Here is a 15,776-nt window from a genome sequence, read left to right as displayed (position 1 = left end):
ACAGATGGCCAGAACCGAGCGCGGTACGGGACGGCGCAGAGCGTTACGCGCGGCGGGCGGCGGCGCCCTTGTCGCGCTGCTGACCGCCGCGACCCTGCCCACGGCCGACGCGGCACCGGCCCCCGCGTCCTCGACGCTGCGGATCAGCGTCGCCGCCGACGGCACCGAGGCCAACGGCCCCTCCAGCCAGCCGGCCATCAGCGCCGACGGCCGCGTCGTCGCGTTCGTCTCGCACGCCACCAACCTCGTACCCGGCGACCCCGACGACGGCGCCGACCTGTTCGTCCGCGACCTGCGCACCGGAACGCTCCAGCGCGTGGCTGCCGACGGCGACATCTACTTCCCGGCGCTCAGCGCCAACGGCCGCTACGTCGCCTACGCGACCCAGAACGGCGCCGAATCCACCGTGTACGTACGGGACTTGAGGACCGGCCGGACGGAACGCGCCGACGTGGGCCTCGACCCCGGGCACACCGGCGGACAGACCCCCGCGCTCTCCGCGGACGGCCGCACCGTGGCGTTCGCCGCGTACGGGACCGATCCCGAGGGCGTCTCCCGGGCCGTCTACGTCCGCGACCTGCGCGCCCACCGCACCGAGCGGATCAGCCCCGACGCCGGTCCCGGCCACAGCTTCCGCGCCCCGTCCCTGAGCGCAGACGGCCGCAAGGTCGCCTACCAGGACATCACCGGCACCCCGCCGCGCGGCGACTACTCGGACCTGTACGTCCACGACCGCCGCACCGGCGGCACGGTCCAGGCCGACACCACCCACGACGGCAGCTCCGCCGACAAGGCCGCCACCGCGCCCCTGCTCAGCGCCGACGGTTTCACCCTCGCCTTCACCTCCGGCGCGTCCAACCTGGTCCCGGGCGCCGACCCGAACAGCAGCTTCAACCCCTTCGTCCGCGACCTGCGCACCGGCACCCTCACGCGCGTCGACGCGACCGTCCCCGGCCCCGAGGGCGTGCTGTCCGCGGACGCCATCTCCGCCGACGGCACCAAGCTGCTGCTCGACGTCTGGGCCGTCCTCACCACCGAGGACGCCGCCCACATCCGCGACCTGCGCACCGGAACCGACGTCCTGGTCACCCCGAACCAGGACGGCGACCCCGGTCACGCCGTGGACGCCCGGATGGACGCCCGCGCGCGGACCGTCGCCTTCTCGGGCTTCGACGACGAGCGGTTCGTACCGGGAGACACGAACGGCGTCCAGGACGTGTTCGTCAGGAAGGTGGGCCCGGTCGCGTCACCACAGTGACGACAACACCCCCCACAGGGACGGCTGGTAGGAGCAACTGCTCACCAGCTTGTGGGAGAGCGGGGCGTAGGTGCCCGCCAGGTTTCCCATCTGGTTCACCCCGGTGCAACCGGTGCGCTGTGCCGTCCGGTTGCGGTCGGCGCCGGCCGGGACGAAGTGGGTGCCGCGGTAGTACGCCACACCGCCGAGCCCCCGGTCGCCCGAGATGTTGTTGAGGACCGAGCGCACGGGAGCGGTCGCCGCCCAGGGACAGGTGTGCGTGCCGGACTGCCAGTCCGGGTCGTCGTCCGTCCACATGCACATCAGGCCGTTGCCGTTGTACTCGCTGAAGAAACACAGGGTGTCCACGGGGCAGCGGTGGTACCGGAAGACCGCCTCGCCGTCGACGCCCACCGGTGCCGACCCGGTGGGCAGGGCCGCGTACACCGGTGTCCCGTCGGGCGAGGTGGCGGACCGGTGCGCCGCCACCGTCGCCGCGCTCAGCCCCGCCGTCGCCAGCGTCACGGTCGCCAGCACGGCGGCGACCAGGGGATGCCGGCGCCAGGCGCGCGGCCCGCGTGAGCGGGGCACCCCGGCGGCCGCCGCCACCCGGCGCAGCAGCGTCTCCGTGCCGATCCGGCCGGCGTGCGTACGGCTCAGACAGGCCTCGACGATCTCCCGCCAGGCGTCCGGCAGTTCGGGCGACAGCCGCAGCTCCGCCACGCCCCGCGCATACCGCGTCGCCGCGTCGCTGCGGGCCTCGGTCGTGCCGCCGGGCAGCGGGTGGGAGCCCGTCAGGACCACATGGGCGAGCACCCCGAACGCCCAGACGTCGGCGGACGGACGGACCCGCGTCCCGCGCTCGTCCACCTCCGGCCAGAGCAGTTCCGGCGGCGTGTAGTCCGGGGTGGCGAAGGCGGGGGCGTAGGCGTGCGTGCCCTCCATCTCCGCGGCCATGCCGAAGTCGGCCAGCCGCACCGAACCGTCCTTCATCAGCAGCACGTTGGCCGGTTTGAGATCCCCGTGCACCCAGCCGGCCCGATGGAGCTGGGCCAGCCCCTCACAGATCTGCGCGAGCAGCGGACCGGGTTCGTCCGGAGCCGGTACGGCGTCCAGGGACCCCTCGGCCCTCTCCAGTACGAGGACGGTGGCGCCGTCGAGTTCGGGGTGCTCGGGGTCGTCGACGACGAGCGTGTCGTACATCCGGATCAGCCGGGGCGACCGCAGGCGTCCCAGGAACTCGACCTCCCGCTCGGCCAGTTCACGCAGGTGACGGAGCTGACGGGGGGTACGGGTGCCGGTGGGCAGGAACTTCAGGGCGGCGCGCCGCGGCAGGTCCGGCTCCGCGGCGCCGACGAGCTTGGCGGCGTACACCGTGGCGAACGCCCCCGACGCGATCGGCTCGCGGACCTCCCAACGGCCCACCCGGTAACCCCACGGGACGGCGACGGCGTGCGGAGCCCCGCTCACCGGCACAGCTCGCTTCCGGCCGGGGCGAGCACGACCAGGTCGTCCTCATGGACCAGGTCGAAACGCAGGGCGAGCGAGACGAGGGTCTCCTTCTTGCCGTTGACGCGCCGGCCCGGTTCGGCCGTCTCCGGGCCCGGCCGCAGCCGCAGCTTGAGGGCGAGGTAGTCGATGTTCCAGTAGACGGCCGACCGGCTGACCGTCGGCCACGCCGGACGCAGCCGCTCCACCAGCTGCTCGACGGCGGGCAGCGGGGCGTGCGGTTCGCCGCGCAGCCGGGGCTCGCACAGGGCGGCCAGGACCGCGAAGTACCGCTTGGTGCGGTCGAGGGTGAACGCCGGTGCGGTCAGAGTTCCCGGCAGCCCCCGGCGGGCGACGCTGCGGACGACGTGGCGCGGGGCCCAGACGTCGAACGTGAGCAGGTCGCCCGCGGCGGGCAGGACGACCCGGGAGAACTCGAAAGGCACCGGTGCGTCGACCCTGCCGGGGGCGACCTTGATGTGCTCGCCGGCGCCTTCCGGGTTCTCGACGACGTACGTCTGGTTCTCGCTGTGGTTGCTCAGCAGCCAGAAGGTGCCCTGCGCGGCGATCTCCCCGGCGACCCGGGGCACGCCCTCGTGTGTGATGGTGAGGCTGTCGGGCGCTTCCTGCCTCCCGAACGTCAGCCGCTCCCCCGAGCCGATCCTGATCTGCCCGTCCGGAAGAGCGCATGCCGGAGGCACGATGATGACGCTGTACATGGACCTGTCCCCTCGCTCAAATCCATGAGGGCCACCCTCCCCCAGTCCAACGTGGGGGAGGGTAAGCGATTTCAGCGGGGGGATGCGAAGGGTGTCCTGAATACGGCGTGCCGTGGCGGGTTCAGCGTGACTTGGTGCGTGCGAGGGCGCCCTGGCGGGCCGTTCGGAAGTCCTTCACCACCGACGCTCCGGTTTCGGGGAGAGCCTTCTCCACCGTCGGCTGGGCGAGGGCGATCCGCGCCGCGAGATCCACCTCGGCCTGGCACTCGGCGTCCACCGCGGCGATCCTCAGCTCTTCCCGACCGGCGGCCCGTACGGCCGCCGTTGCGGACTCGGCGGCATCGAGCTGCTTCTTCACCGCCTTGAGGGGGTCCTCGCGTTCCTGGTACGGGAACCCTTCCTCGCGCATGCATACCGCCCACTTCTTCTCCGCAGCTCTCACGAGGGGGTGGTCGAGCGTGTCCCGCACGATCGAACTGCTCAGGTTCTGGACGGCGTAGAGGCTCCGATCCCAGCCGGCGCCGTACAGGGCCCGGCGCCCGACGGTGGCACAGGCATCGGTCGGGACCGACACCGTCGGCCCGTCCCGCAGCGCGATCTCCTCGCGCGGACCGTCAGGTGATCCCTTGAGAGCCTCCTCCCACGCGCGGCGGTCGGCCTCGGACAGCGCGGAGAGCCGCTGGGCGTTCGGGTCGGTGGATGTTTTGCTCAGTCGGGTCACGGTCAGTCCGTAGCCGTCCTGGGCGGCGCGACTCGGGGTGAGCAGGCCGTACGGGCTTTCCGCGGCCTCGCGTCGTATGTCGCCGACGGGTACTACGGTGTAGCCGAAGCCCCGGTCCGCCATGCACGCCCGTACTTCCGCCTCCTCCGCGCGGTGCAGCGCGGCGGACTCGGCCGCCGTGAAGTGGAGTACGCCGTCCAGAGGCCGGGGAGTGGTCTGTTCGTCCGCCGTGGCCTCCTGGCCGGACGCCGTGGAGCATCCGGCCAGGAGGAGCGCTGCGGCGGTGAGCCACAGCTGTGCGCGCATGGCGTCAGCTGCAGTTGATCCACTTGTTGGACGCGAGGTCGTCGGCGAAGTCGCCGTTCTCGTAGGCGTCCAGGTTGTTGATGACGTAGCCGCGGTGGAGGACGAAGCTGTCGCCCGTGTAGCCCGTCTGGTCGTAGATGCGGACGTCGCAGGAGTTGCCGTTGTTGTAGACCGACTCCGCGTTGTTGAACTTGTTGTACTGCAACAGGTTGCTGTTGTCCCCGAACACCTCACCGGGGTCCCCCACCCCGTTGTCGGAGAGGTAGGCGCACAACGCGCCGGAGCTGCAGTCGCTGTACGCGGCGCTCGCCGGCGTGGCCGTGGCGGCGACACCCAGACCCGCGAGAGCGGCGGCACCGATGGCGGCGGCGATCCTGGTCCTGATCATGTGAGGTCCTCCCGTTGCGTGCGACCGCCTTCACCGGCGGCTCACGCATCACCCTGGTGGTGAAGGTGGGGGAGGGGTACCTGAAAAGTTTCAGGTACCCAGGGTGGTTCCGCGTGGGCACGGTGTGTGGATCAGCCCGATGGAGGGAGCCACCCATGCTCACGCGAGTTCGCGCCAGGACAGCCACCCTGTTCGCCGGCGCGCTGCTGGCCTGTGCCGCAGCCGGTGGGGCACCGGCCCATGCGGCCTGGAACGAGGACTGCTCAGCCGGCGCGCTGTGCGTCTACCCTCAGCGAGGTTTCGCCGGGGAGCCCGTCGAGATCTTTACGTCCCTGCCGCCGGGCTATGTGATCGACGACGTCGGGTCGATCATCAACAACAGCACGTGTGCCGTCCGGATCTACGAGGGCAGTTACAGCGGCGACTATGCGGTGATCCCCGCGAGGTACCGCATCCCCGTCGTCCCGAGCAGCTACCCGGACAAGATCGCCGCCGTCCAGTGGATCGACTGCTCCTGACGCACCGTCCCGGCGGCCACCCGGCCCACACCAGGGCGACGCACCAGGGCCGTGTCCCCCCTCGTACGGGTGGACACGGCCCTTGGGCAGGATGGTGTGCGAGCTGTTCAGTAACGCGGGCGCGCGAACCACGCCGTGCCGCTCGGGACCACCGGTGCCGCCGTGATGATCGCGCCGAACACCACCCACAGCAGCGGGAAGATGACCGCGGAGGCCATGCCCGAGTCGAGGCCGATGAAGAGCAGGAGCAGGCCGACGATGGTGCCGAGCGCGCCGTAGATGACCGTGGTGATGCGGACGCCCTGGCCGCCGCGGCCGAACTTGACGCCGAGCGTGATGGACAGCGCCGCCAGCGCGAGCACGAAGATCGCGATGCCGGCGATGAGGCCGGCCGCCGCGTCGCCGAAGTCGCTGATGTCGCTGAACGGGTCGTCGGAGGACGAGCTCAGGGAGTCCGCGGAGTCCGAGACGTCGTTCACGAACGCGGCGACGTACAGGTAGATCAGACCGAGGACGATCTGCACCGCGGAGATGATGTAGAGGAAGACGCGGGCCGTCACCAGCAGGCCCGGCATCGACTGCGGGACCATGTTGGCGCCCGGGTAGCCGGGGTACGCGGGCTGCTGCGGGTAGCCGTAGGGCTGCTGGGGAGCGGCGTAGCCCTGCTGCGGCGGGATGCCGGGCTGCTGCGGGGCCTGCTGGGGGTAGCCGTAACCGGGAGCGGCCGGCGGCTGCTGGGGCGGGGGCCCGTAGGGGTTGTTCGGATCGCCGAAACTCATGGCGGTGTTTCCTCCGTTTGCCGAATGTGCGGGGACGACGAGCGGCACGCTCGGAGGAAGGTTCAACAGATGCGGTTCGTCCCCCCGGTACAGCCCGCGGCACTGTGCCGACAATCGTTCTTCAGTGGCTGGTTCGTTGTCCAGCCGCATTCCACATGTGTTGTGCAAGTGCAACAGAACCGATCATGGTCGGATAGGGCGGACATCCCCCGGGGACCCGGATTGGAACCGGGAGCCGGTCATCCGCGAGGATGGGGGCATGACCGCCCAGATTCTCGATGGCAAGGCCACCGCAGCCGCGATCAAGTCCGATCTGACCGCCCGCGTGGCGGCGCTGAAGGAGAAGGGCGTCACGCCCGGCCTCGGCACGATCCTCGTCGGGACCGACCCCGGCAGCCAGAAGTACGTCGCCGGCAAGCACCGCGACTGCGCGCAGGTCGGCATCGCCTCCATCCAGCGCGAACTGCCGGAGACGGCCACGCAGGAGGAGATCGAGGCGGTGGTGCGGGAGCTGAACGAGGACCCCGCCTGCACCGGGTACATCGTCCAGCTGCCCCTTCCCAAGGGCATCGACGAGAACCGCATCCTGGAGCTGATGGACCCGGCCAAGGACGCCGACGGTCTGCACCCGATGAACCTCGGCCGCCTGGTCCTGAACGAGCCGGCCCCGCTGCCCTGCACCCCCAACGGCGTCCTCACCCTGCTCCGCCGGTACGGCGTGGAGATCAAGGGCGCCGAGGTCGTGGTCGTCGGCCGCGGTGTCACCATCGGCCGCCCCATGCCGCTGCTGCTCACCCGCCGCAGCGAGAACGCCACCGTGACCCAGTGCCACACCGGCACCCGTGACCTGTCCTCGCACCTCAAGCGCGCGGACATCATCGTCGCCGCGGCCGGTTCCGCCCACCTGATCCGCCCGGAGGACGTGAAGCCGGGCGCCGCCGTCCTCGACGTCGGTGTCTCGCGCAGCGCCGACGGCAAGATCGTGGGCGACGTCCACCCCGGTGTCGCCGAGGTGGCCGGCTGGATCTCCCCGAACCCCGGCGGCGTCGGCCCGATGACCCGGGCCCAGCTGCTGGTCAACGTGGTCGAGGCGGCGGAGCGCAGTGTCGACTGACCGCGAGGAGAACGACATCGAGGTCCGGGACCCGATCAGCGCGCCCGACGCCGAGGGCAGGCCGCGCCGTACGACCCGCCGCTTCCCGCTGTTCACCAAGGACACCGCCCGCCCCGAGGGCGGCGGCCGGGCCGCGCCGGGTGACGCCCCGGCGCCCGCCCGGCAGTGGCCGATCCTCGCCGTGCTGGCCACGGTCGCGGTCGGCCTGCTGGTGATCGCGTCCGACCAGTTCCGTATCGGTTCGCTGCTCGTCGGCGCCGGGCTGCTGGCCGGTGGCGTGCTGCGCTGGCTGCTGCCGGACGTCGGCATGCTCGCGGTCCGCTCCCGGTTCACCGACATCGTCACGTACGGCGTGCTGGGCGCCGCGATCGCCCTGCTGGCGATGATGGCCCAGCCGAACCCGTGGCTGGTCATCCCGTTCCTGAAGGACACACTGCACTTCACGGTCAGCAGCTGATCCGACCGGCGTCACGACGGCGGCCCGTCCTCTCCCCCGAGGAAGGACGGGCCGCCGTCTGCGTCAACCCTGGTGCACGGCGAAGGTCCTGTTCAACGGCTGTCAGCGCGCTGTGCCGCGGAAGTGACCGTTCCGCTACGGTGTCCGGGCCCTGTCACGGCGGGGACGGTGAGCGGAACCGATCACCGGCCGGGTGTCGTCCGACACCGTGGAGGTGAGCGATGGGCGCCTGGCAGTCGCTGCCGGAGGATCTGCCGCCGGAGGTGCGGCACTTCGTGGAGCAGCTGCGGCGGCTGAAGGACGCGACCGGCCTCAGCCTGGCCGCGCTCGGCGCGCGCACCGCGTACAGCAAGTCCTCCTGGCACCGCTATCTCAACGCCGTCCAGCCGCCGCCCCGGCAGGCCGTCACCGCCCTGTGCGGGATCGCCGGGCTCGGCGGCCCGGAGGCCGAGCGCGTCGGCGTCCGCTGGGAACTCGCCGTCCAGGCCTGGCCGCGCCAGGCGACGGCCCCCGAACAGCCCGCGGGCGCCGAGGAGTACGAGGACGATCCCACGCTGCCCTGGTGGGAGGAGCCGCCGCCCGCGCCGTCGAAGGGGCCGCGCGGCGCGAACCGGATGCTGCTGGCCGCCGTACTCCTGCTGCTCGTCCTGGTGCTCGTCGCGGGCGTCGGTGTCGTGGTGCTTGGGTGAGCTTCGTACCGGAGTGGCGCGCGTTACGGGCGATGTGCACCCCATGTGTCGATGTATTGACAAGTTCGCGGATGTGCAACGAAGCCGTTCAATGAGGGGGTTAGCGTGACCGATCGGGACGGTCCGGGACGTCCCGTGGCTGAAGGACTGGACCCCGGCCGGGTCGGCGTGCAACGGTGCATGCCCCCGGCCCCGATGCACCCGTGCGCCCCCACCCCGGGAACTGAGATCCTTGTCGGGCGCATCCCTGTGGGTAGCCAGACGGGGACTCGGCAGAGGGCACCACGCACGGGGAAACGCAGCAAGAGCCAGCACGACCGGGGGGAAAGAGGGGGGAAGCAATGCCTCGTTGGAGGGCCTTGCCGGATGAACTGGATCCGCAGGTCAGGGAGTTCGCCAGCCAGTTGCGGCGGCTCGTGGACCGCAGCGGACTGAGCATCGCGGCGGTGGCCGACCGCACGGGCTACAGCAAGACGTCCTGGGAGCGTTATCTCAACGGCAGACTGCTCGCGCCCAAGGGCGCGATCGTGGCGCTCGCCGAGGTCACCGGCACCAATCCCATCCATCTGACCACGATGTGGGAGCTCGCCGAGCGCGCCTGGAGCCGCTCGGAGATGCGCCACGACATGACCATGGAGGCCATCCGGATCTCCCAGGCGCGCGCCGCGCTCGGGGAGTTCGGGGCGCCGCCCGCGGGTGCCAAGGGCGGCAAGACGGCCCGCAGGAGCGGCAGTGCCACGGCGACGCCGGGGGTGGCCGGGCCCGCGGGCGTGGCACCGACGGTGCCGCCGCAGCCGGCCTCGCCGGAGGTGCGGGACTCCCCGGGAGCGCAGGGCTCGCGCGGTGAGTCGGCGCAGGGGAGCCGGGAGAGCGGCGTCAACTCGTGGGGAGTCGCCGGATACTCCGGGCCCTCGTCGGCGGGCGGACGCGCTCCCGACGGTCCGGCCTGGTCGCCGACCGCGCAGACGCCGTACGGCGAACCCGCGCAGAGCCCGCGTCCGGCCGGCGCGTCCGGCTCCGGCACGCCCGGTCCCGGCCGGCCCGCTCCGGGCGCGCCCCAGGGCAAGCGGCGGCTGACGATGTTCCTCGCGGGTGTCGTCGGCGTGCTCGTCGTCATCGCCGCTGCGTACTTCCTCACCGACGGCGGCGGCGACAAGAAGAACGAGGGCGGCAAGGCCACGCCGAGCCCGACCGCGTCCACGCCCGCGAACCTCCCCGCCGGGGTCAAGTGCAGCGGTGACTCCTGCACGGGCAAGGACGCGGAGAGCATGGGGTGCAGCGGCGACCTGGTGACCACCGCCAAGACCGCCACCGTCGGCACCACCGTCGTGGAGGTGCGCTACAGCAAGACGTGCGGTACCGCGTGGGGCCGTATCACCGGGGCCGCGCAGGGTGACAAGGTCGCCGTGACCGCGGGCAAGGGCAAGCAGCAGACCGGCTCGATCACCACGGCCGGGGACACGATCGCGTACACCCCGATGGTGGCGGTGAAGGACGCGGGCGAGGCGAAGGCCTGCGCGACGCTGGCGGCCGGGACGAAGGGGTGCACCCCCTAGGCGCGCCGCTCGGAATGAATTTCGGGGCCGCAGGCATGGCCGGGCGAATCGTGGGCACGCGAAACGTACCCCCACGGGAGTCCGGCCAAGTCGGTACCCCCATACGGCGGCCGCCTCGTTCCACCTCTCCCGGACGGGCGGCCGTCGCTCCTTTTGCGCGGGGTGTGTTCAGGGTGGTTTTCGAGCCGGCCGCACGGCTTTGTGGGCTGGGCCACAGGGACCCGGACGTCCGGCATCCCGGATGCGCGATAGCCTGACCGGTGGATCTCTCGATGCCAAGAGATCGATCATTTGTACGTCCCGCACCCCGGGGGCAGGGACGCCCCACCGACAGCTGTCATACGGAGAACGCCATGACCCGCACTCCCGTGAACGTCACCGTCACCGGCGCGGCCGGCCAGATCGGTTACGCCCTGCTCTTCCGCATCGCCTCCGGCCAGCTGCTCGGCGCGGACGTGCCGGTCAAGCTCCGCCTCCTGGAGATCACCCCGGCGCTCAAGGCCGCCGAGGGCACCGCCATGGAGCTGGACGACTGCGCCTTCCCGCTCCTTCAGGGCATCGACATCACGGACGACCCGAACGTCGCCTTCGACGGCACCAACGTCGCCCTCCTCGTCGGCGCCCGCCCGCGCACCAAGGGCATGGAGCGCGGTGACCTCCTGGAGGCCAACGGCGGCATCTTCAAGCCGCAGGGCAAGGCCATCAACGACAACGCCGCGGACGACATCAAGGTCCTCGTCGTCGGCAACCCGGCCAACACCAACGCCCTGATCGCCCAGGCCGCCGCCCCGGACGTACCGGCCGAGCGCTTCACCGCGATGACCCGCCTCGACCACAACCGCGCGCTGACCCAGCTCGCGAAGAAGACGGGCTCCACGGTCGCCGACATCAAGCGCCTGACCATCTGGGGCAACCACTCCGCCACCCAGTACCCCGACATCTTCCACGCCACGGTCGGCGGCAAGAACGCCGCCGAGGTCGTGAACGACGAGAAGTGGCTGGCCGAGGACTTCATCCCGACCGTCGCCAAGCGCGGCGCCGCGATCATCGAGGCGCGTGGCGCGTCCTCCGCGGCCTCCGCCGCCAACGCCGCCATCGACCACGTGTACACGTGGGTCAACGGCACGGCCGAGGGTGACTGGACCTCCATGGGTATCCCGTCGGACGGCTCCTACGGCGTCCCGGAGGGCCTGATCTCCTCCTTCCCGGTCACCGCCAAGGACGGGCAGTACGAGATCGTCCAGGGCCTGGACATCAACGAGTTCTCCCGCGCCCGCATCGACGCCTCCGTCGCCGAGCTGGCGGAGGAGCGCGAGGCGGTTCGCGCGCTCGGCCTCATCTGAGCCGGTCTTTCTGGAAGCGGCTTCTGTCACGAGCCTGCACGGGCCCTGTTCCGGTTTCTTCCGGGGCGGGGCCCGCGCCCGTTTTCACCGCTACCGTCAAGAACGTTACCCGCCAAGGTGATTCGGGGGGTTCGCGATGAGCGGCTGGAACGGCAACGGCAACGGCGGTGGCTACAGCTCGGGTTCCGACGAGCACGAGCCCAGCGAGGAGAGAGGCCAGGCGGCCTGGGGCGCGCAGGGGCACAGCGGTGCCCTGCCGCCGTGGGCGTCGGCGGAGACGCAGACGTCGTACACACCGCCGTCGTACACACCGCCGTGGGGCGCGCCCCCGCCGCCGCCACCGATCCAGCCACAGCCGTACGTCCAGCCGCCACCGCCTCCGCCATCGCCCCCTGGGCCGCGCCGGCTGCTGGTGATCCTGACCGCGATGGTCGTGCTGGGCTCGGGCATCGGTGCTGGTGTCTGGTTCCTGACCCGTGACGGTGGGGTGGGCGCCGATGCCACGCCGGGGCCGAACGTGGTCGTCACGACGTCCGCCCCGACGCAGGCGACCCCGTCGGTCAGCACCCTGGAATCGCCTCCCGCGTCCTCCTCCGCATCGCTTCCCGCGTCACCGACCCCCGCCCCCGGCTACCGCCTCGCCGACGACCCCGTCGGCTACTCGATCGTCGTCCCCGAGGGCTGGACCCGCAGACAGAAGCAGGGCGAGAAGGCCCCGGTGGTCTTCTACGACGCCCCGGACGACGGCCGCCAGCTCCAGATCTTCCGGCTGGCCGAGGACAGCCCGGCCGAGTCCCTCCACCAGGCCGAGAACGACCCCGGCTTCGGCTTCGCCCGCCAGCCCGGCTACCAGGCGCTCGAACGCGACGAGGACACCACCTGGTCGGAGCTGACCTACCGCTACGACGACGAGGACAAGGGCGCGCGGCAGGTGATCGACCATCGCTTCGAGGCGGCGGACGGTACGTATTACGCGATCCGCGCGAGTGGGCCGGAGGACGTGGCTGGGGCGTTGGTGCGGGAACCGCTGACCATGGCGCTGGGGTCCTTCTGTCCGGCTGACGTGGACTGTGGCTAGGCGCTTCGGCTGTCGGTCGGCTGCGGCTTGGTTGTGGCTGGTCGCGCCCGCGCCGCGGTAGCGGCAAATTCAATGCAGCCCCGCGCCCCTTTGGGGCGCTTCACCGACCCGCGATATCCAGTGACGACCATCGCCGTCGCCGCGAGTACCAAGACCGCCACCGTGCGCAGTGCCGGGCCCATGCCGTCGGCGAGGTCGGGGTGGTTGGCCAGGATCGTCCCCGTGACCGCCACGCCCAGGGCCGCGCCGAGTTCGCGGGCCGAGGTGCCCAGGCCTGAGGCCAGTCCTGACTGGTGGGGTGGGAGGGATGTGGCCGTGGTGAGGGTGAGGGCCGGCATCGACAGGCCTGTGCCGGCCGAGATCACCAGGAGCCAGCAGGCGTAGACGGGGTAGGGCGTGCCCGCGTTCGCCGTGGACGCGCCCAGCAGGCCGAGGCCGATGAGGGCGAGGCCGCCGCCGATGACCGGGCGGGGGTACGACGCCCAGCGCGCCGCCAGCTTCGGCACCAGCGCCATGCCGACGATCAGCGGCACGATCGCGACGCCGGTGACGGCGGGACCGTACCCCTTCACGCCTTGCAGGTACTGCGAGTTGACGAAGAAGAGGGCGAAGAGGCCGAAGAAGCCGGTCGCCAGGCCCAGGGTGCCCGCGCGCAGCCGGGGGGACGTGACGAAGACGCGCGGGTCGATCAGGGGGCGGCGGGCGCGCCTGGCGTACGCCGTGAAGCCGGCCACCAGCAGGGCGCCCGCGGCGAAGACGCCGAGGATGCGCGGCGAGGCCCAGCCGTAGGTGGGGCCCTCGATGATGCCGAACAGGACCGCCAGCAGGCCCGCGGTGAGGAGCAGGGTGCCCGTCGGGTCGAGGGTGCTGTGCGGGGAGCGGGGCGTGCGCGGGGTGGTGACGGCGACGGCCGTTGCGAGGAGCGCGGCCAGCGGGACCATCGCCGCGAACAGCGCCCGCCAGCTGAGGAACTGGCCGACCAGCCCGCCGCCGAGGTTGCCCAGCATGCCGCCGACGCCGATCGCCAGCGTCCAGGAGGCCATCGCACGGGCCCGCCCCTCGGGGCCCGCGAGATGCAGCAGGATCGACATCGTCGCCGGGGTGATCAGTGCGGCGCCCGTCCCGCACACCGCCCGGCCCGCGATCAGCAGTGCGGGTCCGGGGGCGAGGGCGCTGGTGGCGGCGCCCGCCGCGAACAGGGCGAGACCGGCGAGCAGCGCGCCCTTGCGGCCGTACCGGTCGCCGAGCGCGCCCGCCGGGATGAGCAGGCCCGCGAAGGCGATGACGTAGGCGTCGACGGTCCACAGGATCTCGGTGTGCGAGGGATGCAGGGCGGACGAACTCAGTTGCGGGATGAGGAGGTTGACGGCCGCGACCATGCTCTGGGCGACCAGGACACAGGCGCAGACGGCGAGCAGGGTGGACCGTTTCAGGGCGGGCGAGGGCATGGCGGACATGGCTCCTCCAGGGAGCTCAGTGGTCTTGGTCTGGGATGCCTTCTCACCGTAGGGTCGGGGGTGTCCTGCACTCCAGTGCAAGCTCTGCAAGGGATCGATGCGTGTGACGCAATCCGGGAATCTGGATCTGAATCTGCTGGTCGCGCTCGATGTGCTCCTTGAGGAGCAGAGCGTGGGCGGTGCCGCCCGGCGGCTGCATCTGTCCGAGCCCGCCATGTCCCGCACCCTCGGCCGGATCCGCAAGGCGCTCGGTGATCCCGTGCTGGTGCGGGCCGGGCGGCAGATGGTGCCGACGCCGCGCGCGCTCGCCGTACGGGCCGAGGTGAGCGCGGTGGTGGAGCGGGCGCGGGCGTTGTTCGCGCCGGGGCAGGACACCGATCTGCGCACGGTGGAGCGGACGTTCACCATCCTCGGGCACGACGCGATCGCCGCCTCCCACGGCCCGGCCCTGTTCGCCCGCGCCGCCGCCGAGGCGCCCGGCATCCGCATCCGGTACCTCGGCGAGAGCCATGTCGACGCGCCGTTCCTGCGCGAGGGGACCGCCGACCTGGAGGTCGGGGTGGTGGACCAGACGCAGCCCGAGGTGCATGCGGAGACGCTGCTGGAGGACCGTATGGTCGGCGTCGTACGGGCCGGACATCCGCTGTTGGAAGGGGAGTTGACGGCGGAGCGGTTCGCGACGGAGGTCGACCATCTGATCGTCTCCCGGCGGGGCAAGCTGCACGGTCCGATCGACGTCGCGCTCGCCGAACTCGGCCTGAAACGGCGGGTGGTGGGGTCCGTCGGGGCCTATCCGTCGTCGCTGTTCGTCGTCCGGGACACCGACCTGGTCGGACTGACCACCACCTGGGCGCTGCCCCTCTCGGAGAGCCTGGGCCTGGTCACCTTCGACATCCCGCTGCAACTGCCGCCGCTGCGGCTGGGGTTGGCGTGGCATCCACGGCACGACGCCGATCCGGCGCATGCGTGGCTGCGCGGGACGGTGCGGGAGTTGATGGCCGACTGGGCGGTGAAGCGGACGGAGGCGGGGCTATAGCCGTTTCTCGAACCAGTGGTCGGCGTAGACGTGATCGACGTACGCCGGGATCTCCGTGTACCCGCACGCCCGGTACATCGCCTGCGCCTCGGTGAGCGTGGCGTGCGTGTCGAGGCGCAGGAGCGTGAGGCCGCGGGCGGTGGCCTCGGCCTCCAGCGCTGCGAGCAGCCGGCGGGCCAGGCCCAGGCGGCGGGCGTCCTGGTGCACCCACACATGCCGGAGCTCGCCGACGCCCGGCTCCAGCCGGCGCAGCGCCCCGCAGCCGACCGGGCGGCCCTTCTCGTACGCCACGAAGAACGCGCCCGCCGCACCGGACACCTCCTCCGGGCCGACGAGGTCGGACTTGTCGAAGCCCTCGGGGAAGCGGGCGTCGATGTCGGCGGCGTAGGCGTCCAGGCAGGCGCGGGCGTCCGGGGCGGCGCCGTCGACGAGCGCGACGGTGATGGCCGCGAGGCGCAGCAGACGCTGGGCGGTGGCCATGGCTCCGGTCAGCTCGGCGCGCTGGTCGGCGGTGAGGCCTTCGAGGAGGCCGGAGGCGAGGGCGTTCGCCCGCCGGTTCTGCTCCTTCAGCTCGACCCGCCCGGCGGGCGTCGGTTCGACCATCCGCAGCCGGTTGTCGTCGGGGTGCGCGCTCAGCCGGACCAGGCCCTGCGCCTCCAGGGCCTTCGCCATCCGGCTCAGATAGCCGGCGTCCAGGCCGAGGCGGGTGCGCAGCTCGCGCAGGGAGGCCCCGTCCCCGATCTCGAACAGCAGCCGGGCCTCGCCGAGGGGGCGGTCCTGGCCGAGGTAGTGGTCGTCGAGGGCGCCGATGCGGCGGGTGAAGTAGCGGTTGAACCGGCGGAGGGTGGTGACGTGGTCCGCTGACACTGGGTCCATAGTTCTTTGACTTT

The 15,776-nt window shown here is 71.9% G+C and carries 16 protein-coding genes; 9 read left to right on the top strand and 7 right to left on the bottom strand.

Features of this window, described 5'->3' with window-relative positions:
- Positions 1–4: 4 nt before the first annotated feature.
- A complete protein-coding gene (locus tag IQ210_RS25680) occupies positions 5–1,258 on the top strand; it encodes a TolB-like translocation protein (protein ID WP_194081462.1) in 1,254 nt (417 codons plus the stop codon).
- Here IQ210_RS25680 and IQ210_RS25675 read toward each other — a convergent pair.
- The 4 genes from IQ210_RS25675 to IQ210_RS25660 all read right to left on the bottom strand — a co-directional run bounded on the left by IQ210_RS25675 (position 1,247) and on the right by IQ210_RS25660 (position 4,859).
- The gene (locus IQ210_RS25675) at positions 1,247–2,707 is read right to left on the bottom strand and encodes a serine/threonine-protein kinase (protein ID WP_194081461.1); all 1,461 of its coding nucleotides are present in this window, start codon (positions 2,705–2,707) and stop codon (positions 1,247–1,249) included. The two genes, IQ210_RS25680 and IQ210_RS25675, sit on opposite strands and share 12 nt — an antisense overlap.
- The gene (locus IQ210_RS25670; RefSeq protein WP_194081460.1) at positions 2,704–3,444 is read right to left on the bottom strand and encodes an FHA domain-containing protein; all 741 of its coding nucleotides are present in this window, start codon (positions 3,442–3,444) and stop codon (positions 2,704–2,706) included. Before IQ210_RS25670 ends, IQ210_RS25675 begins: the two co-directional genes overlap by 4 nt.
- Before the next feature lie 121 nt (positions 3,445–3,565).
- The gene (locus IQ210_RS25665; protein WP_194081459.1) at positions 3,566–4,471 is read right to left on the bottom strand and encodes a hypothetical protein; all 906 of its coding nucleotides are present in this window, start codon (positions 4,469–4,471) and stop codon (positions 3,566–3,568) included.
- Between the two features lie 4 nt (positions 4,472–4,475).
- Positions 4,476–4,859 (bottom strand): peptidase inhibitor family I36 protein, encoded by a 384-nt coding sequence (locus IQ210_RS25660; protein ID WP_194081458.1) that lies wholly within the window; start codon positions 4,857–4,859, stop codon positions 4,476–4,478.
- A gap of 155 nt (positions 4,860–5,014) precedes the next feature.
- Between IQ210_RS25660 and IQ210_RS25655 the strand changes: the two genes are divergently transcribed.
- Complete coding sequence (locus tag IQ210_RS25655; RefSeq protein ID WP_194081457.1) at positions 5,015–5,377, top strand: peptidase inhibitor family I36 protein; 363 nt, start codon at positions 5,015–5,017, stop codon at positions 5,375–5,377.
- A 107-nt stretch (positions 5,378–5,484) separates the two neighbouring features.
- Here the strand turns inward: IQ210_RS25655 and IQ210_RS25650 are convergent, their stop codons facing one another.
- Positions 5,485–6,156, bottom strand: coding sequence for a hypothetical protein (locus tag IQ210_RS25650; RefSeq protein WP_194081456.1), 672 nt, complete (start codon positions 6,154–6,156; stop codon positions 5,485–5,487).
- Positions 6,157–6,415: 259 nt separating this feature from the next.
- On the opposite strand from IQ210_RS25650, the gene IQ210_RS25645 reads away from it, so the two are divergent.
- The 6 genes from IQ210_RS25645 to IQ210_RS25620 all read left to right on the top strand — a co-directional run bounded on the left by IQ210_RS25645 (position 6,416) and on the right by IQ210_RS25620 (position 12,393).
- Positions 6,416–7,270 (top strand): bifunctional methylenetetrahydrofolate dehydrogenase/methenyltetrahydrofolate cyclohydrolase, encoded by an 855-nt coding sequence (locus IQ210_RS25645; RefSeq protein WP_109497987.1) that lies wholly within the window; start codon positions 6,416–6,418, stop codon positions 7,268–7,270.
- Positions 7,260–7,727 carry a DUF3017 domain-containing protein gene (locus tag IQ210_RS25640; RefSeq protein ID WP_194081455.1) on the top strand — a complete coding sequence of 156 codons (468 nt, stop codon included), beginning with the start codon at positions 7,260–7,262 and terminating at the stop codon, positions 7,725–7,727. Before IQ210_RS25645 ends, IQ210_RS25640 begins: the two co-directional genes overlap by 11 nt.
- 221 nt (positions 7,728–7,948) lie before the next feature.
- The gene (locus IQ210_RS25635) at positions 7,949–8,416 is read left to right on the top strand and encodes a helix-turn-helix domain-containing protein (protein WP_194081454.1); all 468 of its coding nucleotides are present in this window, start codon (positions 7,949–7,951) and stop codon (positions 8,414–8,416) included.
- Between the two features lie 359 nt (positions 8,417–8,775).
- Positions 8,776–9,972, top strand: a complete 1,197-nt coding sequence (locus IQ210_RS25630) for a helix-turn-helix domain-containing protein (protein ID WP_407699725.1) — start codon at positions 8,776–8,778, stop codon at positions 9,970–9,972.
- Positions 9,973–10,325: 353 nt separating this feature from the next.
- Positions 10,326–11,315, top strand: a complete 990-nt coding sequence (locus IQ210_RS25625) for a malate dehydrogenase (protein ID WP_194081452.1) — start codon at positions 10,326–10,328, stop codon at positions 11,313–11,315.
- Between the two features lie 136 nt (positions 11,316–11,451).
- Complete coding sequence (locus IQ210_RS25620) at positions 11,452–12,393, top strand: hypothetical protein (protein WP_194081451.1); 942 nt, start codon at positions 11,452–11,454, stop codon at positions 12,391–12,393.
- Here IQ210_RS25620 and IQ210_RS25615 read toward each other — a convergent pair.
- The gene (locus tag IQ210_RS25615) at positions 12,390–13,841 is read right to left on the bottom strand and encodes an MFS transporter (RefSeq protein WP_194081589.1); all 1,452 of its coding nucleotides are present in this window, start codon (positions 13,839–13,841) and stop codon (positions 12,390–12,392) included. The two genes, IQ210_RS25620 and IQ210_RS25615, sit on opposite strands and share 4 nt — an antisense overlap.
- 106 nt (positions 13,842–13,947) lie before the next feature.
- On the opposite strand from IQ210_RS25615, the gene IQ210_RS25610 reads away from it, so the two are divergent.
- On the top strand, positions 13,948–14,886 hold the full coding sequence (locus IQ210_RS25610) for a LysR family transcriptional regulator (RefSeq protein ID WP_194081450.1): 939 nt from the start codon (positions 13,948–13,950) through the stop codon (positions 14,884–14,886).
- On the opposite strand, the gene IQ210_RS25605 is transcribed toward IQ210_RS25610, so the two are convergent.
- Complete coding sequence (locus IQ210_RS25605) at positions 14,881–15,762, bottom strand: GNAT family N-acetyltransferase (RefSeq protein ID WP_194081449.1); 882 nt, start codon at positions 15,760–15,762, stop codon at positions 14,881–14,883. The two genes, IQ210_RS25610 and IQ210_RS25605, sit on opposite strands and share 6 nt — an antisense overlap.
- Positions 15,763–15,776: the final 14 nt, after the last annotated feature.

The sequence above is a fragment of the Streptomyces justiciae genome (genome assembly GCF_015163075.1).
Lineage (GTDB): Bacteria > Actinomycetota > Actinomycetes > Streptomycetales > Streptomycetaceae > Streptomyces > Streptomyces justiciae.
This window is presented reverse-complemented; position numbering and strand designations above follow the sequence as displayed.